This is a genomic window from Gordonia prachuapensis, assembly GCF_036350515.1.
In the GTDB taxonomy this organism is placed as follows: Bacteria; Actinomycetota; Actinomycetes; order Mycobacteriales; family Mycobacteriaceae; genus Gordonia; species Gordonia prachuapensis.
The window spans coordinates 1-15,386 of record NZ_JAZDUE010000004.1 but is presented as its reverse complement, the minus strand read 5'-3'; the positions used below and the strand labels follow the sequence as shown (position 1 = coordinate 15,386).

Sequence of the window (15,386 nt, the reverse complement as noted above, 5' to 3'; positions counted from 1 at the left end):
GACGACGAGGGGGTCAGTACAAGGCGGTGGCCAACTTGCGGCGCGCCGCGACGACGAATGGTTCGGCCGGATCGAACAGCTCGAACAACTCGAGCAGCCTGGTGCGGGCGCGCGTCCGGTCGTCGCCGGCGGTGACCTTCACGACGCCGATGATGCGGTCGAAGGCCGCCTCGGGTTGCTGCGACAGCAGCAAGACGTCGGCGGCGGCCAGTTGTGCGTCCACGTCGGCAGGGGCGGCGTTGTCGACGATGGCCGGATCGTGGGCCTGGGCGCGCAGCACGAACTCGAGGTTGCGCGCCGCCGACGCGGCCTCCACGTTGTTCGGCTCCGCCTCCGCGATCGCGCGGTAATCGGCGAGCGCACCTTCGAAGTCACCGCCGTTGAGTTTGTCCGCGGCCGCGACCATCCGCGGGTCGTCCTCTTCCGGTTCGGCATCGGCAGGCATGGCTCCCGGGAGCACGTCGCCGAGTTGGGACAGGATCTCCCCCACCCATTGTGAGATCTCCGCTTCCGACCGCACACCGTTGAAGGCAGCCACCGGTTGGCCCTGCGCGATGGCCACCACCATCGGGATGGACTGAGCCCGAAACGCCTGGGCGATCCGCGGGTTGGCGTCCACGTCGATCTTCGCGAGCACCCACGAGCCCTGTGCCTGGCCGGCCAGTCGCTCGAGTACCGGCGACAACTGCTTGCACGGCCCACACCACTCGGCCCAGAGGTCGACGAGCACGAGTTGCTGCTGCGACCGCGCGAGCACCTCGGTTTCGAAGGTCGCCTCGGTGACGTCGATGACGGCACCGCCGTCTCCCGCAGGGGGCGAACCGCCCGGCGACGGGGGTGCTGCGCCGTCCGCGGGCGGCGCCGTCCGCGCCGCCTGCGCAGACCGCTGTGCCTGCTGGCGCTGCGCGTCCGCGCGTTCCTTGAGCGCGGTCAGATCGACCGCTCCCGACATGGCTACCGCTGCGGCAGCCTGTTGCCGGGCGGCACCCGCCGCCTGCTGCCGATTCGTTGGTCTGCTCACCCCTCCAGTGTGTCATGCCGCGCGGCCGCGGAGCCGTGCCGCTCGGCAGGTGCGCGCACCACCCCGGCGGCGAGCGCGGCGAACGTCAGTGCGACGACCGCGGCGAGCAGACCGATGCTCAAACTGGTGCGGCTGCTGATGAAGCCCACCACGGCCGGACCGGCCAGCATGCCGAGATATCCGCATCCGACCACCAGCGAGATCGCACGACCGCTCGAATTCTCCGTCAGATTGCCGGCGGCGGTGAAGATCTGCGGAATGAGCCCCGCGAGCCCGACACCGAACACGGTCCAGCCGACGATCGCCCATCCCGCCGACGGCGCGACCACGGCGAGCGACATCCCGGCCAGACCGATCAGCGCGCCGACCCGCACGACCACCATCGGCCCGACCGCCGCGGCGATCGGATCGATGACGAAACGCGCCACCGTCATCGCCGCGCTGAAGGCGCCGAACGCGACCGCGCCGATCGACTCCGCCGTGCCGAACGTCTCGACCACGTGCAGGGCACTCCAGTCGTAGGCGGTGCCCTCGGCGAGCATCAGCGCGAATGCCACGGCGGCGAGCACGATGAGGCGGCGACGGTCGATGCCGTGCCACCAGCGACCGGTCGCCACGCCGGGCAGCGATGCCGCCGCCGGCTCCCCGATGACCGTCACGAGCAGATACCGCGACACGGCACCGGCCACGACAAGGCCCACCACCGCGGCGACTGCGACTGTCGGGATCACTCCGACGTCGAGCCACAGGGTCACCGCCACCACTCCGGATCCGATCAGGCTGCCCACCGAGAAGAACCCGTGGAACGACGACATGATCGGCCGGCGGTACCGCCGTTCGACGGCGACCGCCTGCGCATTCATAGAGACATCGAGAGCACCGTTGGCGAACCCGAATGCGGCCAGCGCGGCAGCCAGGGTGACCAGGTCGTCGGCGAGGACCGGCCCGAGGATGACCGAGGAGAGCAGCACCGCCGCGATCACCGTGATCGGCTTCGACCCCCAACGGTCGATGATCGGTCCGCAGAGTTGCATGCCGACGAAGGCGCAGCCCCCGAGCAACAGCAGCAGGGCACCGAGCTGGTCCTCGGAAACGCCGGTCCGGTCGACGATGACCGGGATGTGTGCAACCCACATCGCGGCCAGGAAACCGTTGAGCGCGAAGACCGAGACCACCGCACCGCGGGCCCGCCGGTCTGCGGTCGCGACGGCGGCGGCAGAGGACGTCATGCCGCCATGCTGTCAGCCGAGTAGCCGGTCGACGCGGTCGACCTTGCCGGTGAGTTCGTCCGTGTGCCCCGGCCGGATGTCGGCCTTGAGAACCAGCCCGACACGCGGAGCGTTGGCCGCGACGGCGTCGATCGCGCGTTTGACCACGGCCATCACGTCGTCCCAGTCGCCCTCGAGGTAGGTGAACATCGCCGTCGTCTGATGCGGGAGGCCCGAGTCGCGAACCACCTGCACCGCCGCGGCCACCGCGGCGCTCATGCCGCCGTCGGCGTCGACGGCGTCGCCACCCGACGGGGTGAGGCTGAACGCGACGATCACGGCGCGCTCGCCGTCAGGCCGCGAGACGCTGCGGTGCCGCGTCGTCGGAGAGTTCGGCGAGGTGACCGTTGCGCTGGCCCCACCATTCGAAGACCAGGGTGCCGAGCGGCGGGATCGAGGACACCAGGGCCAGCCCCGTCACGACGAGGTTCCATCGCAGCTGGACCGCTGTCACCAGCGCCACCAGCACGAACACGACGAAGACGATGCCGTGCACCATCCCGGGCACGGCGACCGCCTCCTCGTAACCGAGGACCCACTTGAAGAACATGGCGATCAGCAGCGCCACCCAGGTGATCGCCTCCAGGACGGCGACGAACCGGAAGCGTTTGGCGGGGGTGCTGAGATCGAAGAGTTGCGACATGAGTTCCATTGTGCCGAATCGGACATACTTCTACGACGAGGTGTAGTAAAGATCTCCCCGCCGGTCTGGACGGGCGATCAGTTCTTGGGCACCCGGATGATCAGTGCGTCGCCCTGACCACCGGCGCCGCAGAGCGCGGCCGCGCCGACGCCACCGCCCCTGCGCTGCAACTCCAGCGCCAGGTGCAGGGTGATCCGCGCTCCCGACGTCCCGATCGGATGCCCGACCGCGATCGCGCCGCCGTTCACGTTGACGATCTCCGGGTCGATGCCGAGCTGCTTGGTGGAGGCCAGCCCGACGGCGGCGAACGCCTCGTTGATCTCGATCAGATCGAGGTCCGACGGGGCGATACCCGCGCGTGCGCAGGCCTTCTCGATGGCGTTGGCGGGCTGGGCCTGCAGCGTCGAGTCCGGACCGGCGACGACGCCGTGCGGGCCGATCTCGGCCAGCCACGTCACGCCGAGCTCCTGTGCCTTCGACTTGCTCATCACGATCACCGCGGCAGCGCCATCGGAGATCTGTGACGCGTTGCCCGCGGTGATAGAACCGTCCCTGCGGAACGCGGGCCGCAGGCCGGCGAGCGAGTCGGCGGTGGTGTCCGCGCGCACGCCCTCGTCCTCGGCGAACGAGACGGGGTCGCCCTTGCGCTGCGGGATGCTCACCGGCACCACCTCGTCGGCGAACACCCCGTTCTTCCACGCGATGGCCGCACGCTGGTGGCTGCGGGCCGCGAACTCGTCCTGCTCGGCGCGGGTGAAGCCGCGGGTCGCCTCGGCCTCCTGGCCCTCGACGACATCGTTGCCCTGTTCGGTCAGCGCACCCATCGGCTGATCGGTGAAGACATCCCACAGCCCGTCGTACGCCATGTGGTCGACGAGCTCGGTGTTGCCGTACTTGAACCCGCTGCGGCTGCCCGGTAGCAGATGCGGTGCCTGCGTCATCGACTCCTGGCCGCCGGCGACGACACAGTCGAATTCACCGGCCCGGATCAACTGATCTGCCAACGCGATCGAGTCGATGCCGGACAGGCACATCTTGTTGATCGTCAGGGCGGGGACATCCCAGTCGATACCCGCCTTGACCGCGGTCTGCCGTGCCGGCATCTGACCGGCCCCCGCGGTCAGCACCTGACCCATGATCACGTACTCGACGGCCGATGCCGGCACCCCGGAACGCTCCAGCGCGCCGTCGATCGCGAGCGCACCCAGGTCGACGGCACTGAAATCCTTGAGCGAGCCCTGCAGGCGGCCGAACGGGGTCCGCGCGCCTGCGACGATGACCGTCGACGACTGTTCGGTGGACGTGGACATGGGGGGACCTCCAACATCGGCTGAGCCGGCAGACCGAGCGCCCGCTCTGTGAGCATCTGACCTCAACGCTACCGTTAGAGCATGAGTACCTCAGCAGCAGACCCTGCCACCTCGACGACCGCGGTGATCTCGGATCTCGTCGTCGCCATCGACCATGTCGGCATCGCCGTACCCGACCTCGACGCCGCGAAAAAGTGGTACCTCGATCACCTCGGGTTCGAGACGCTCCACGAGGAGACCAACGAGGAGCAGGGTGTCGTCGAGGCGATGGTCGGACCGCGGACCGCGGGCGGCGCGGTCATCCAGTTGCTCGCCCCGCTCAACGACGAATCGACGATCGCGAAGTTCCTCGATCGCAACGGCCCGGGACTGCAGCAGCTGGCGGTGCGGGTGACCGACGTGGACGCGGTGACCGAACGCCTCACCGCAGCGGGTGTCCGTGTCCTCTACCCGCAGCCACGTCGCGGCACAGCCGATTCGCGGATCAACTTCGTCCACCCCAAGGATGCCGGCGGCGTGCTGCTGGAACTGGTCGAGCCGGCGGCCGATTCCACAGGTCACTGAGGTGCACCCCTGAGTTAGACTGTGCCGCATGTCAGCTCCGGCACCGCGTAATCTCCCGTTCGCCATCGTCATGCGCGGGTTCGATCGCGAACAGGTGGCCGAACACCTGCAGCGGGTGGATGCCGAGTTGCGGGTCCTCGCCGCCGACCGCGACGCCGCGACCGCCAATGCGCACGAACTGGCCGCGCATCTCGAGGAGGCGCGCGACGAGATCGAGGAGTTGCGCCGCGAGGTCGACAAGCTCTCGGTACCGCCGACCACCGCGCAGGGGATGAGTGAGCGCCTCGGCCGCATGCTGCAACTGGCGTCCGACGAGGCCTCCGAGATCCGCGCCGACGCCGCCGCCGAGGCCGCCGAGGTGACGTCGATCGCCCGGCAGGAGGCCACGACGCTTCGGGACGACGCGGAGGCCGACGCCACCCGCATCCGCGAGACCGCCGACGAAGACGCCAAGAAGACGATCGCCGAAGCGCAGGAGCGGGCGCGCCAGATCCGCGAGAACGCCGACGAGCTGGCCGCGCGGTCGGCCGAGGAAGCCGAGGAGGCCGCGACGCTCATCGCCGAACGCAAGGCCGCCATGGAAGCCGAGCACAAAGAGACGATGACTGCCGCCCACGACGAGGCGCGCCGGATCGTCACCAAGGCCAAGGGCGAGGCGGCCGAGCTGGAGTTGCAGAGCACGCGGGCCCGGCAGGCCGAACGGGAGCGTCACGACGCAGAGCTCGCCGCCCAGCGCGAGCGCGCCCGCAGCGAGGCGCAACGTATGAAGGACACCGCGCAGGAGATCGCCACCGAGCGCCTGGCCCGTTCGCGCGAGTTGGCGAGCAAGGCGGACCAGGCACGTAAGCAGGTCGTCGAACAGCTCGACCGGGTCCGCGACGAGGTCGCCAAGCTGCCCGCGCAGTTGTCCGAACGTCACGCGGATCTCGCCGAACTCACCGAGAACGACGATGCGGAACTGCTCAATCGAGCGTTGTCGACACAGTCGCAGGTCAAGCGGTCCGGCCCGAACGGGACTGCGTCGGCTTCGGCGGGTTCGACCGGTGGACGAGGCGCCGGGAACTGACGCGAACCTCCACCTCTCCGCGTGAGTGGGCGTGGCTCGCTACCATCTCGTCATGAAGCGGCGTGGGTTCGTGCTGGTCAACCGGGTCATGAACGGTATCGTCGCGCGTCTGCGGCCCAAGCGGTTCCGCGGCGCCGACCTGCTGCTGCTGACCACGACCGGTCGTACCAGCGGCAAACCGCGCACGACTCCCCTCATCTACATGCCGGACCGGGGACGGTGGATCGTCGTCGCCTCCAACGGCGGGGCCGACTGGGAGCCCGGCTGGTGGCTGAACCTGCGCGCGGGCAGCCCGGCCAGCATCGACGTCGCCGGCACCGTCACCTCGGTGACCGGTACCGAGATCACCGGGGACGAGCGTGCGGTGATGTGGCAGACACTGAACGACACGGTGTTCGATTACCAGGCATATCAGGACAAGGTCAGTCGCACCATCGCCGTCGTCGCCCTGAGCCCTACACCCGCGCCCTGACCCTGCGCACGGACGTGGCGGTTCAGAACAAGCGGAACTCGGTGCTCTCCGCGCCGCGCAGCGCGTCGTAGTCCAAGACCAGGCATCGGATTCCGCGGTCCTCGGCCAGCGTCCGGGCCTGCGGCTTGATCTGCTGCGCGGCGAAGACACCGCTCACCGGAGCCAGGATCGGATCGCGATTGAGCAGGTCCAGATATCGTGTCAGCTGTTCGACCCCGTCGATCTCGCCCCGGCGTTTGATCTCGACCGCCACGGTCGCACCGTCGGCGTCCCGACACAGCAGATCCACCGGCCCGATCGCCGTCATGTACTCACGCCGGATCAGCGTGTGGCCCGTCCCGAGTGTCTCGACGTGCTCGGCGAGCAGCTCCTGCAGGTGGGCTTCGACGCCGTCCTTGACCAGTCCGGGGTCGATGCCGAGGTCGTGGGCCGAGTCGTGCTCGATCGCCGCGATGGTGATCCGCAACTCCTCACCCGCCTTGTTGGTGACCACCCAGTACGCCTCGGCGTCGACACCGTCGGGTACCGCCGACTCGGTCAGCGAGCACGGGGGGCTCATCCAGTTCAACGGCTTGTAGGCACGGTCGTCGGCGTGGACACTCACCGAACCGTCCGACTTGATCAGCAACAACCGCTTCGCCATCGGCAGATGGGCGGTCAGCCGACCGACGTAATCCACTTGGCACTCTGCGATAACCAGACGCACGTGGGTCAGCGTAACGGGCCGGACTTCTGGCTCTACCCGGCACGCCGCTCGAGTTGAAATGCTTCCGCATCGATGACCGCATCGGCCATCGACGAGTGGACGTGCGGCAGTGTCGGGTCGAAGCCACGAAGCGTCTCCGGTGCGACCAGATCCGGCACGACCTGATCCTCGCGGTGCCGCTCGACGCTCGCGCGCAGCACTCCGTCGGGGTCGACCACCATCGCCAACTGCCCGCGCTCGTCCAGGGTGTGTTTGACGCTGAGCATCATCGTCCGGGCCACCGGGTCGATGACGTCGATCCGCGAGAGGTCGACGATGGCCACCAGATAATCGTCCATGTCGGCCTCGATCCGGCGCAGCGCGGACTCCGCACCCGAGAACGTGAGATCGCCCTGCAGTTCGTAGACCTTGACCTGATCACGACAGGTCGACAGGAAGCCGCGTTCCCGACCGGACCATTCCTCGCCGATCTCGAAAGCGCCGATGTCGTAGATGGACCTGATCGTGACCCGGCTCTCCCGGTTCAGATTGAACATGTGCAGCCCGAGGTCGGTCGAGAGGTGACGACACGTGTCGATCCCCCGCACGCTGTTGCCGTGCCGATCCAGCCGCGGCGAGTAGATTCCGATGCCCAGCTGCCCCGGAAGGGTCGCCAGGATGCCCCCTCCCACACCGCTTTTCGCCGGCAGGCCGACCGACGTCACCCAGTCGCCGGCGCCGTCATACATCCCGCATGTCGTCATCACCGACAGCACCCGCTGTGCGACCTCCTGTGCGATGACCTGGCGTCCGGTGCGTGGGTTGGCCCCGCCATTGGCCAGCGTCGCGCCGATCACGGCGAGGTCGTCGGTGGTGACCCGCAGGGAGCACTGGCGGTAGTAGAGGTCGAGCGCCGCCTCCGGGTCCGTGTCCATGACGCCGAAGCTGTCGAGCATGTAGGCGATCGCGCGGTTGCGTGATCCGGTGCTCGCCTCCGAGCCGTAGACCGCGGAATCGAGCGCCAGCCGCCGCCCCGCACATGCCGAGTAGAACGCCACCACTTCGTCGAAGACCTGGTCGACGGTCTGCGCCGACACCTCACGCACAGGTGGCAACAGCAACGACACGGTCTGGATGGCGCCTGCGTTGATCATCGGGTTCTTCGGCCGCATGCGGTCGTCGACGCTGATCTCGTTGAACGCCTCGCCCGACGGCTCGACCCCGATCTTCTCGTCGACACGCACATAGCCGAGCCGGTTGAGCGCCATGGCATAGCTGAGCGGCTTGGAGATCGATTGGATGGTGAACTCCACGGTGCTGTCGCCTCGGGAGTAGATCTGCCCGTCGTGCATGCACAACGACAGCCCGTAGCCCTCGGGATCCACCTGGGCGAGTTCCGGGATGTAATCGGCGACCGCACCGGAACGATCCGCGGTACAGGCCGTGGTGATGTGACTGAGATACCTGTCGACGAGGGATGCCACACAGCGAATGTAGCGGCCCGATCGCCCGGAGCGGTGATGGACGCGAGCGTCCCGCCCTACCGTGAGCAGCATGACCGCGCACGAGCACGTCGGCGCCCTGGTGCGTCACTGGAGGCAGCGACGCCGCCGATCCCAATTGGAGATATCGATCGCCACCGGAGTCTCGACGCGGCACCTGAGCTTCATCGAGACCGGCCGATCCCGGCCGAGCCGCGGCATGATCGAGCGCTTGTGCGATGAGCTGGACGTCCCGCTGCGCGAGCGGAACCGATTCTTCCTGGCTGCAGGTCTCGCGCCCGTACACACCGAGCACACCGCCGACGACCTCGGCGAGATCCGCACGGCGATCGACGAATTCCTCGCCGGTCACGAGCCGTACCCGGCAGTCGCGGTGAACGCACGATGGAAACTGCTGGCAGCCAACGGCGCGATGTCGACGTTCCTGTCCGGTGTGCCCGCGTACCTGCGCGAGCCGCGACCGAACATGCTGCGCGTGACCCTGCACCCCGACGGATTGGCACCGCAGCTGCGAAACCATGCCCAGTGGCGGGCGATCACGCTGCGACGGATTCGACGTCAATACGAGCGCACGGCCGACCCGTATCTGGCCGATCTGCTCGCGGAGCTCGACGGCTACTCGGGCCGCGCCGGGGATGACGACCCGGACGGCAAGGACGACCCCGGCATGGCCCCGGGCACCGAACTGGCGACCCCGATGGTGCTCGACACCGATTTCGGCCGCCTCTCCCTGCTGTACGCGGTGACGGTGTTCGGGTCTCCCCGCGACGTCGCCGTCGACGAGATCGCCATCGAGACCTTCGTCCCCGCGGACACCGCGACTCGCACAGTGCTGCAGCGACTGTCCGACCTCAGGTCTTGACCTCGGAGGTAATTGCAGACCTCGGGACTCTCACGGACGCTGATGGTGACGACGACGCCCGTCCGCGACCGAGCGAGGAGTCCCCATGTTGCTGATCGAGATCGCCCACCCCGCAGGAAGGTTCGACGACGAGGATCGCGCGATGCTGGGCGATGCGATCCTCGATCTGTTCCTCGCACCGGACGCTCAGACCACCGACACGATCGACCGGGCACGACAGGCCACGCACATCGCATTCCGCGAACTACACGGCTGGCGCACGGGATTCGGTACGCCCTCGGCCGACACCGCACCGCCGGTGATCGTCACCCTCACCGTGCCGGCCGCGTGGCGTGATGAAGGCGGCGACACCTTCATGGGACTGCTGCGCACGGCGGTGCGGCGACTCGACGAGGCTCGCGGATGGGATCGACCGCGGGGAAGTCTGTGGATACGCGTGGAGGGGGTGCCCGACGGTCAGATCGGTCTGGACGGCCGGCCATCGACCGCGGAAGACGTCCTGTCGTTTCTCACCGAGGATTTCCGGTCGGCGCAGGAGAAGGGAGCCGCGGCACCCGCTCCGGCCGGCCGGTTGGTGGATCCGATCTGCGGGATGATCGTCCCCGATGGACGGGGAACGATCACCCTCGACCACGACGGCGTGCGACTGGGATTCTGTGCAGACGGCTGCCGCACCGCCTACGCCCGCCGCGAGGGCCTGCCGCTGTGACGGCGGTACCGGGCGTCAGCGGAGGACGCCGCCCTCGTCCCGGTCCACCCGGGCGGTGACCCCGTCGGCGAACCGGTACGGGTTGGCCGCCAGCAGCCCGCCGAGATGCTTTCGGAGACGCGATATCTCGGCCCGCACCGTGATCGTCCGGTCGTCGACCCCGAAGAGGTGCCGCGACATCTGCGCCGCACTCCGCCCGGCCGGGTGCTCGACGAGCAGCGCAAGGATCTCGGCGTGACGCGGGGACGGCCTCATGGTCCAGCGACCGGTGGCTCCGCTGACGGTGAGCGAGGGCGCCCGCGGATCGCGCCAGTCGAGGTCGAGCATCGTTCCCGACGGTGAGGTGTCGTCCTCGGCCACCCGCACCAGCCACCCACCGGGCAACGGATCGAGATCGCACTCCCCCAGCCCGTGCAGCCACACCCGGCCCGGACCGGGATGCCGGGGCAATGCCAGGCGCGGACGCGGGGCGACGGCATCGACCGCGACGACCCAGCCGTCGGTGTCGACCGCCAACGCCGGCCCGTCGAGGCGCGCCAGCATCGGCGCGGCCACCGATCGGAGCTGATCCAGACATCGGCGATGGTGATCGCGCAACCGCGCCTCGGCCAGTTTCGCGACCACGTCGACCAGGGCCACTGTCGTCGGATGGATCGTCGCCGCCGGGCCGCTGACGTCGACGACGCCGAGGAGTGTCCCGGTCCGCGGGTCGCGGATCGGGGCACCGGCGCAGGTCCACGCGTGATGGGTGCGCACGAAGTGTTCGGCGGAGAACACCTGGACGGCGTGTCCGGACATCAGGGCCGTGCCGATGGCATTGGTGCCGACGGAATTCTCACCCCAGTTCGCACCCTCGACGAACCCGAGCCGATCGGCACGATGCATCACCCGAGGTGCACCGCTGCGCCAGAGCACATGACCGGCAGAGTCGGCCACGACGAGGATGTTGTCGCCGTCGGCGATCACGGAATCGAGACCCCGAGTGAGGTCCTCGAGGACGACCGACAGACCGGAGTCCAGGCGACGGGACTCGAGATCACCGGCGTCGAGACCGTCGCCGGGGCCCCCGGCGTCCGGGTCGACCCCGGCGTCGGAGACCCGGTCCCACGATTCGCCGATCACCGTCCGGGGCCGCGCGGGCATCTTCTCCCCCGCCATCGCGGCGTCGTAGACCGTGCTCAGCAGGTGCGCGTACTGACGCGGGTCGTCGCCCGCGGGGACTGCGGGTTCGGGGCCGGGGTGGACTTCAGAGACCGTCACAGACCCGATTGTGCTCCCGGTCACACCCGGTGGCAAAGGTGGACCCGGGGTTGCAGGGAGTTGCGGAGGAGATCCGCAACCCGATGCAACCCTTGCCACCCCCATCGGTCGGCGCGTGTGCTGTGGATCACAGGAACGCCGAGTCGACCCGAGGAGCACCACCATGACGCAGACATTGGAACCACCCGCCGGTATCGCCACCGATCCGCAACAGCGCGTCGACGCGTGGCTGGCCTCCTTCGAGGCGGCGCTCGCCGCCCGCGACATCGGGCGTGCGGTCTCGCTGTTCGCCACGGACGGCTTCTGGCGTGACCTGGTCTCGTTCACCTGGAATCTGCGGACCGTCGAAGGTCGCGACGGCATCGCCGACATGCTCGGTGCGCGGCTCGACGACACCGACCCGCGGGGATTCCGGACCAGTGAGCCCGCCACCGCCGACGATTCCGGCGTGGCCACCGCGTTCATCGAGTTCGAGACCGCGACGGGACGCGGAGTGGGTCACCTCCGCCTCAAGCCGGACGACCTGACCGGCGCGGATGTCGCGTGGACCCTGCTCACGACGCTGCAGGAGCTCAAAGGGCACGAGGAGTCGAGTGGGCCCACGCGAGTTCTCGGCGCGGTGCACGGCTCCGACGTCGATCGCCGATCCTGGGCGGAGAAGCGCGACGACGAGGAGGCCGCACTAGGACGGTCTGTGCAGCCGTACGTGCTGGTGATCGGCGGCGGCCAGGGCGGGATCGCGCTGGGTGCGCGACTGCGACAGCTCGGCGTGCCGTCGATCGTCGTCGACCGTCATGACCGACCGGGCGACCAATGGCGCAAGCGCTACAAGTCGCTGTGCCTGCACGATCCGGTCTGGTACGACCACCTGCCCTATCTTCCGTTCCCGGACAACTGGCCGGTGTTCGCGCCGAAGGACAAGATCGGCGACTGGCTGGAGTTCTACACGAAGGTGATGGAGGTCCCGTACTGGAGCAAGACGACATGCCTGTCCGCGTCCTACGACGAGACCGAACAACGGTGGACCGTCGAACTCGACCGCGACGGAGAACGGATGACCCTGCATCCGGCTCAGCTCGTGCTCGCCACCGGCATGTCGGGAAAGGCCAACGTCCCGAGCATCCCGGGACAGGACGTCTTCGCCGGCGACCAGCACCATTCCAGCCGACATCCGGGACCCGACGGTTTCGTCGGCCGGAAGGTCGTGGTGATCGGCTCCAACAACTCCGCGCACGACATCTGTAAAGCATTGGTGGAGAACGGGGTCGACACGACCATGGTGCAGCGGTCATCGACGCACATCGTCCGGTCGGACTCGCTGATGGAGATCGGCCTCGGTGCGCTCTACAGCGAGGAGGCGGTCGCGGGCGGGATGACGACCAAGAAGGCAGATCTGACGTTCGCTTCCCTTCCGTACCGCATCATGCACGAGTTCCAGATTCCGCTCTACGACCAGATCCGCGAGCGCGACAAGGAGTTCTACGATCGTCTCGAGACCGCAGGGTTCGATCTCGACTTCGGCGACGACGACTCGGGACTCTTCATGAAGTACCTACGCCGTGGCTCCGGCTACTACATCGACGTCGGCGCGTGTGAACTCGTCGCCGACGGAACGATCAAGCTCGAACACGGACAGGTCGATCATCTGACCGAGAACAGCGTGGTGCTCGCCGACGGCACCGAGCTACCCGCCGACGTGGTCGTCTACGCGACCGGATACGGATCGATGAACGGCTGGGCCGCCGACCTCATGGGCCAGGACGTCGCCGACCGCGTCGGCAAGGTGTGGGGCCTGGGGTCGGACACCACCAAGGACCCGGGCCCCTGGGAAGGCGAGCAGCGCAATATGTGGAAGCCGACCCAACAGCCGGGGCTCTGGTTCCACGGTGGCAATCTGCATCAGTCACGGCACTATTCGCTGTACCTCGCTTTGCAGCTCAAGGCCCGCCACGTCGGCATCCCGACCCCGGTGTACGGACTTCAGGACGTCCACCACCTCTCCTGACGACACACTCGCCCCGGATCGCCGACGTCACCTCGATCCGGGCCGGACCCCCATTTCGCGCCGGCCGACGGCGTCGGGTTCGATACCCTGGCGCAGGTGAGCGGCGCCTGACCCGAAGCCCTCGGCGACGACGGCGCACACTGGGTTCACCTGCAGGTCCACGAGCGCATGATGGGAGCCGGAATGAAGCTGCTCGTCGCATACCTCGCCACCCCCGGAGGGGAGGATGCGGTCGCACTGGGAGTCACCCTGGCCCGCACGGTCGGCGCGTCGCTCGACATCACCTTGGTCATACCACCCGGCGATCCAGCGGACAGCTCCGATGCCAACCTCAGCGCGATCCTCGACGAGACGGCCGAGAAGTGGCTCGCCCAAGCAGCTGCCCTGCTCCCCGACGACGTCCGGGCCGAGACCCACGTCGCCGTGAACGAGAATCCCGCGAGCGGGCTGATCGCAGAGGCCGAGCGCCTCGAATCGTCGATCCTGATCGTGGGCGGATCCGGGGGAGGAATCACCGGCCGCCACAGTCTCGGCTCGGTCGTCAACGACATCCTGCACTCGTCGCCCATCCCGGTGGTACTGGCCCCCAGCGGGTTCCGCCACACCGGACCTGCGCGCATCCGGGAGATCACCGCTGCGATCGGACCACGTCCAGGAGCCGAGACCATTCTCGACACCGCTGTCGATCTGAGTGCGCGGGGTGATCTCCCCCTACGACTCCTGTCCCTCGTGTCACGCGATGACCTGCCTCGCCGCGCGCCCGACGACGAGGCGTTGGCCCGTGCCATAGAACTCTCGCAGAGGACGCTGGACGCCGCACATGCACGACTACCGGAGTCGATCGGCGTCAGCTCGACCGTCGCTCGGGGCGACAGCGTCGAGGACGCCGTCGGCACCGTCGAATGGCACGAGGGAGACCTGATCCTCGTCGGCTCCAGCAGGCTGGCTGCGCCGGATACCCTGTTCCTCGGCTCGACGGCCGCCAAGATGCTGCGCGTGCTGGCGGAGCCGATGGTCGTGGTTCCCCGCCGGGATCAGTCGTCGGCATGACGGGGCTGCGAGAAACATCCGGATGATGCCGCGATCCCTCCCCGAAAGGGTCGAGTGGCGGGGACACAGCATCGCCTGGCAGTCGTTCGGGGCGGGCCCCGCACTGGTGTTCCTCCACGGAACGCCATGGTCTTCGGCTCTGTGGCGGCCCATCGCAGAGCCGCTCGCGGACCGCTTCACGGTCTTCCTGTGGGACATGCCCGGTTACGGGCAGTCCTCGAAAGGCTCCGACGCCCGCGTCGACCTCGGCGTCCAAGGCGAGTTGTTCGCACACCTGCTCGAGATCTGGGGCCTCGACGCCCCGCACGTCGTCGCACACGACTTCGGCGGGGCGGTCGCCCTTCGTGCCCACCTGCTTCACGGCGCCCGGTACGACTCCCTGTGCCTCGTCGACGTCGTCGCGCTACGGCCATGGGGCTCACCGTTCTTCACGCTGGTTCGCGACAACGCCGACGTGTTCACCCAGCTCCCTACCGCGGTACATCGAGGGGCGCTGGAGGCGTACATCGCCGGCGCGGCGCACCAACGGCTGCGCCCCGACGACCTCGACATGCTCGTCGCTCCATGGCTCGGCGACGACGGGCAGGCAGCGTTCTACCTCCAGATCGCCCAGGCCGACGAGCGGTTCACCGACGAGATCGAACCGATGTATCACCAAATCCGGGCACCCACGCACGTCATCTGGGGCACCGACGACACCTGGCTCCCCATCGACGCCGGCCGCCGACTCCACGCACTCATCCCCGGTGCGACGATGACCGAGATCCCCGATGCCGGCCACCTGATCCAGATCGATGCGCCGGCGGCATTGGCCACCGCATTGACGAGGTGGCTGCCCTCCGGACCTGAGTTGGACCTCCTTAGTGCCTGGCGTTGATGACGGCGAGGATCACTTCAGCGTCGTCGTCCAGATGGTTTCGGGCGCGGAGAGGCGCAGGTGGGCGTCGGCGTCAATGGAGGGGCCGCCTT

16 protein-coding genes are annotated in these 15,386 nt (G+C 68.4%); 8 read left to right on the top strand and 8 right to left on the bottom strand.

Translation table 11 applies throughout. The annotated features are described in order from the left end of the window. Positions 1–13: 13 nt before the first annotated feature. The 5 genes from V1Y59_RS05765 to V1Y59_RS05745 form a co-directional block, all read right to left on the bottom strand. Positions 14–1,021 (bottom strand): tetratricopeptide repeat protein, encoded by a 1,008-nt coding sequence (locus V1Y59_RS05765; protein ID WP_431309111.1) that lies wholly within the window; start codon positions 1,019–1,021, stop codon positions 14–16. Further along, a complete protein-coding gene (locus tag V1Y59_RS05760; protein ID WP_330503890.1) occupies positions 1,018–2,250 on the bottom strand; it encodes an MFS transporter in 1,233 nt (410 codons plus the stop codon). The genes V1Y59_RS05765 and V1Y59_RS05760 overlap by 4 nt, the downstream gene beginning before the upstream one ends. A gap of 12 nt (positions 2,251–2,262) precedes the next feature. Further along, a complete protein-coding gene (locus tag V1Y59_RS05755; RefSeq protein WP_330503889.1) occupies positions 2,263–2,568 on the bottom strand; it encodes a thiamine-binding protein in 306 nt (101 codons plus the stop codon). Positions 2,569–2,581: 13 nt separating this feature from the next. Beyond that, a complete protein-coding gene (locus V1Y59_RS05750) occupies positions 2,582–2,932 on the bottom strand; it encodes a DUF3817 domain-containing protein (RefSeq protein WP_431309110.1) in 351 nt (116 codons plus the stop codon). Between the two features lie 77 nt (positions 2,933–3,009). Continuing rightward, positions 3,010–4,242 (bottom strand): acetyl-CoA C-acetyltransferase, encoded by a 1,233-nt coding sequence (locus V1Y59_RS05745; protein WP_330503887.1) that lies wholly within the window; start codon positions 4,240–4,242, stop codon positions 3,010–3,012. 81 nt (positions 4,243–4,323) lie between these two features. Between V1Y59_RS05745 and mce the strand changes: the two genes are divergently transcribed. Genes mce through V1Y59_RS05730 form a run of 3 tightly spaced genes read left to right on the top strand, consistent with a single transcriptional unit; the run spans position 4,324 to position 6,344 of the window. Then, positions 4,324–4,806 carry a methylmalonyl-CoA epimerase gene (gene mce, locus V1Y59_RS05740; RefSeq protein WP_330503886.1) on the top strand — a complete coding sequence of 161 codons (483 nt, stop codon included), beginning with the start codon at positions 4,324–4,326 and terminating at the stop codon, positions 4,804–4,806. Positions 4,807–4,834: 28 nt separating this feature from the next. Then, complete coding sequence (locus V1Y59_RS05735) at positions 4,835–5,872, top strand: coiled-coil domain-containing protein (RefSeq protein WP_330503885.1); 1,038 nt, start codon at positions 4,835–4,837, stop codon at positions 5,870–5,872. A 52-nt stretch (positions 5,873–5,924) separates the two neighbouring features. Then, positions 5,925–6,344, top strand: a complete 420-nt coding sequence (locus tag V1Y59_RS05730; RefSeq protein WP_330503884.1) for a nitroreductase/quinone reductase family protein — start codon at positions 5,925–5,927, stop codon at positions 6,342–6,344. A 22-nt stretch (positions 6,345–6,366) separates the two neighbouring features. Here the strand turns inward: V1Y59_RS05730 and nucS are convergent, their stop codons facing one another. Beyond that, entirely contained in the window at positions 6,367–7,050 is a 684-nt protein-coding gene (gene nucS / locus V1Y59_RS05725) for an endonuclease NucS (RefSeq protein WP_330503883.1), read from the bottom strand. Positions 7,051–7,082: 32 nt separating this feature from the next. Further along, the gene (gene glsA / locus V1Y59_RS05720; RefSeq protein WP_330503882.1) at positions 7,083–8,513 is read right to left on the bottom strand and encodes a glutaminase A; all 1,431 of its coding nucleotides are present in this window, start codon (positions 8,511–8,513) and stop codon (positions 7,083–7,085) included. Between the two features lie 70 nt (positions 8,514–8,583). Here glsA and V1Y59_RS05715 point away from each other — a divergent pair, with 70 nt between their 5' ends. Together V1Y59_RS05715 and V1Y59_RS05710 are read left to right on the top strand one after the other, a co-directional pair. Beyond that, entirely contained in the window at positions 8,584–9,393 is an 810-nt protein-coding gene (locus tag V1Y59_RS05715; protein ID WP_330503880.1) for a helix-turn-helix domain-containing protein, read from the top strand. 85 nt (positions 9,394–9,478) lie between these two features. Beyond that, the gene (locus V1Y59_RS05710; RefSeq protein WP_330503879.1) at positions 9,479–10,102 is read left to right on the top strand and encodes a hypothetical protein; all 624 of its coding nucleotides are present in this window, start codon (positions 9,479–9,481) and stop codon (positions 10,100–10,102) included. 15 nt (positions 10,103–10,117) lie between these two features. Here the strand turns inward: V1Y59_RS05710 and V1Y59_RS05705 are convergent, their stop codons facing one another. Then, positions 10,118–11,362, bottom strand: a complete 1,245-nt coding sequence (locus tag V1Y59_RS05705; RefSeq protein ID WP_431309109.1) for a helix-turn-helix domain-containing protein — start codon at positions 11,360–11,362, stop codon at positions 10,118–10,120. Positions 11,363–11,525: 163 nt separating this feature from the next. On the opposite strand from V1Y59_RS05705, the gene V1Y59_RS05700 reads away from it, so the two are divergent. From V1Y59_RS05700 to V1Y59_RS05690, 3 genes are all read left to right on the top strand, one after another. Next, positions 11,526–13,367: an NAD(P)/FAD-dependent oxidoreductase gene (locus V1Y59_RS05700; RefSeq protein WP_330503878.1), complete on the top strand. Its 1,842-nt coding sequence runs from the start codon at positions 11,526–11,528 to the stop codon at positions 13,365–13,367. Between the two features lie 168 nt (positions 13,368–13,535). Beyond that, positions 13,536–14,417, top strand: coding sequence for a universal stress protein (locus V1Y59_RS05695; protein WP_330503877.1), 882 nt, complete (start codon positions 13,536–13,538; stop codon positions 14,415–14,417). Between the two features lie 25 nt (positions 14,418–14,442). After that, on the top strand, positions 14,443–15,294 hold the full coding sequence (locus tag V1Y59_RS05690) for an alpha/beta fold hydrolase (protein WP_330503876.1): 852 nt from the start codon (positions 14,443–14,445) through the stop codon (positions 15,292–15,294). Positions 15,295–15,386: the final 92 nt, after the last annotated feature.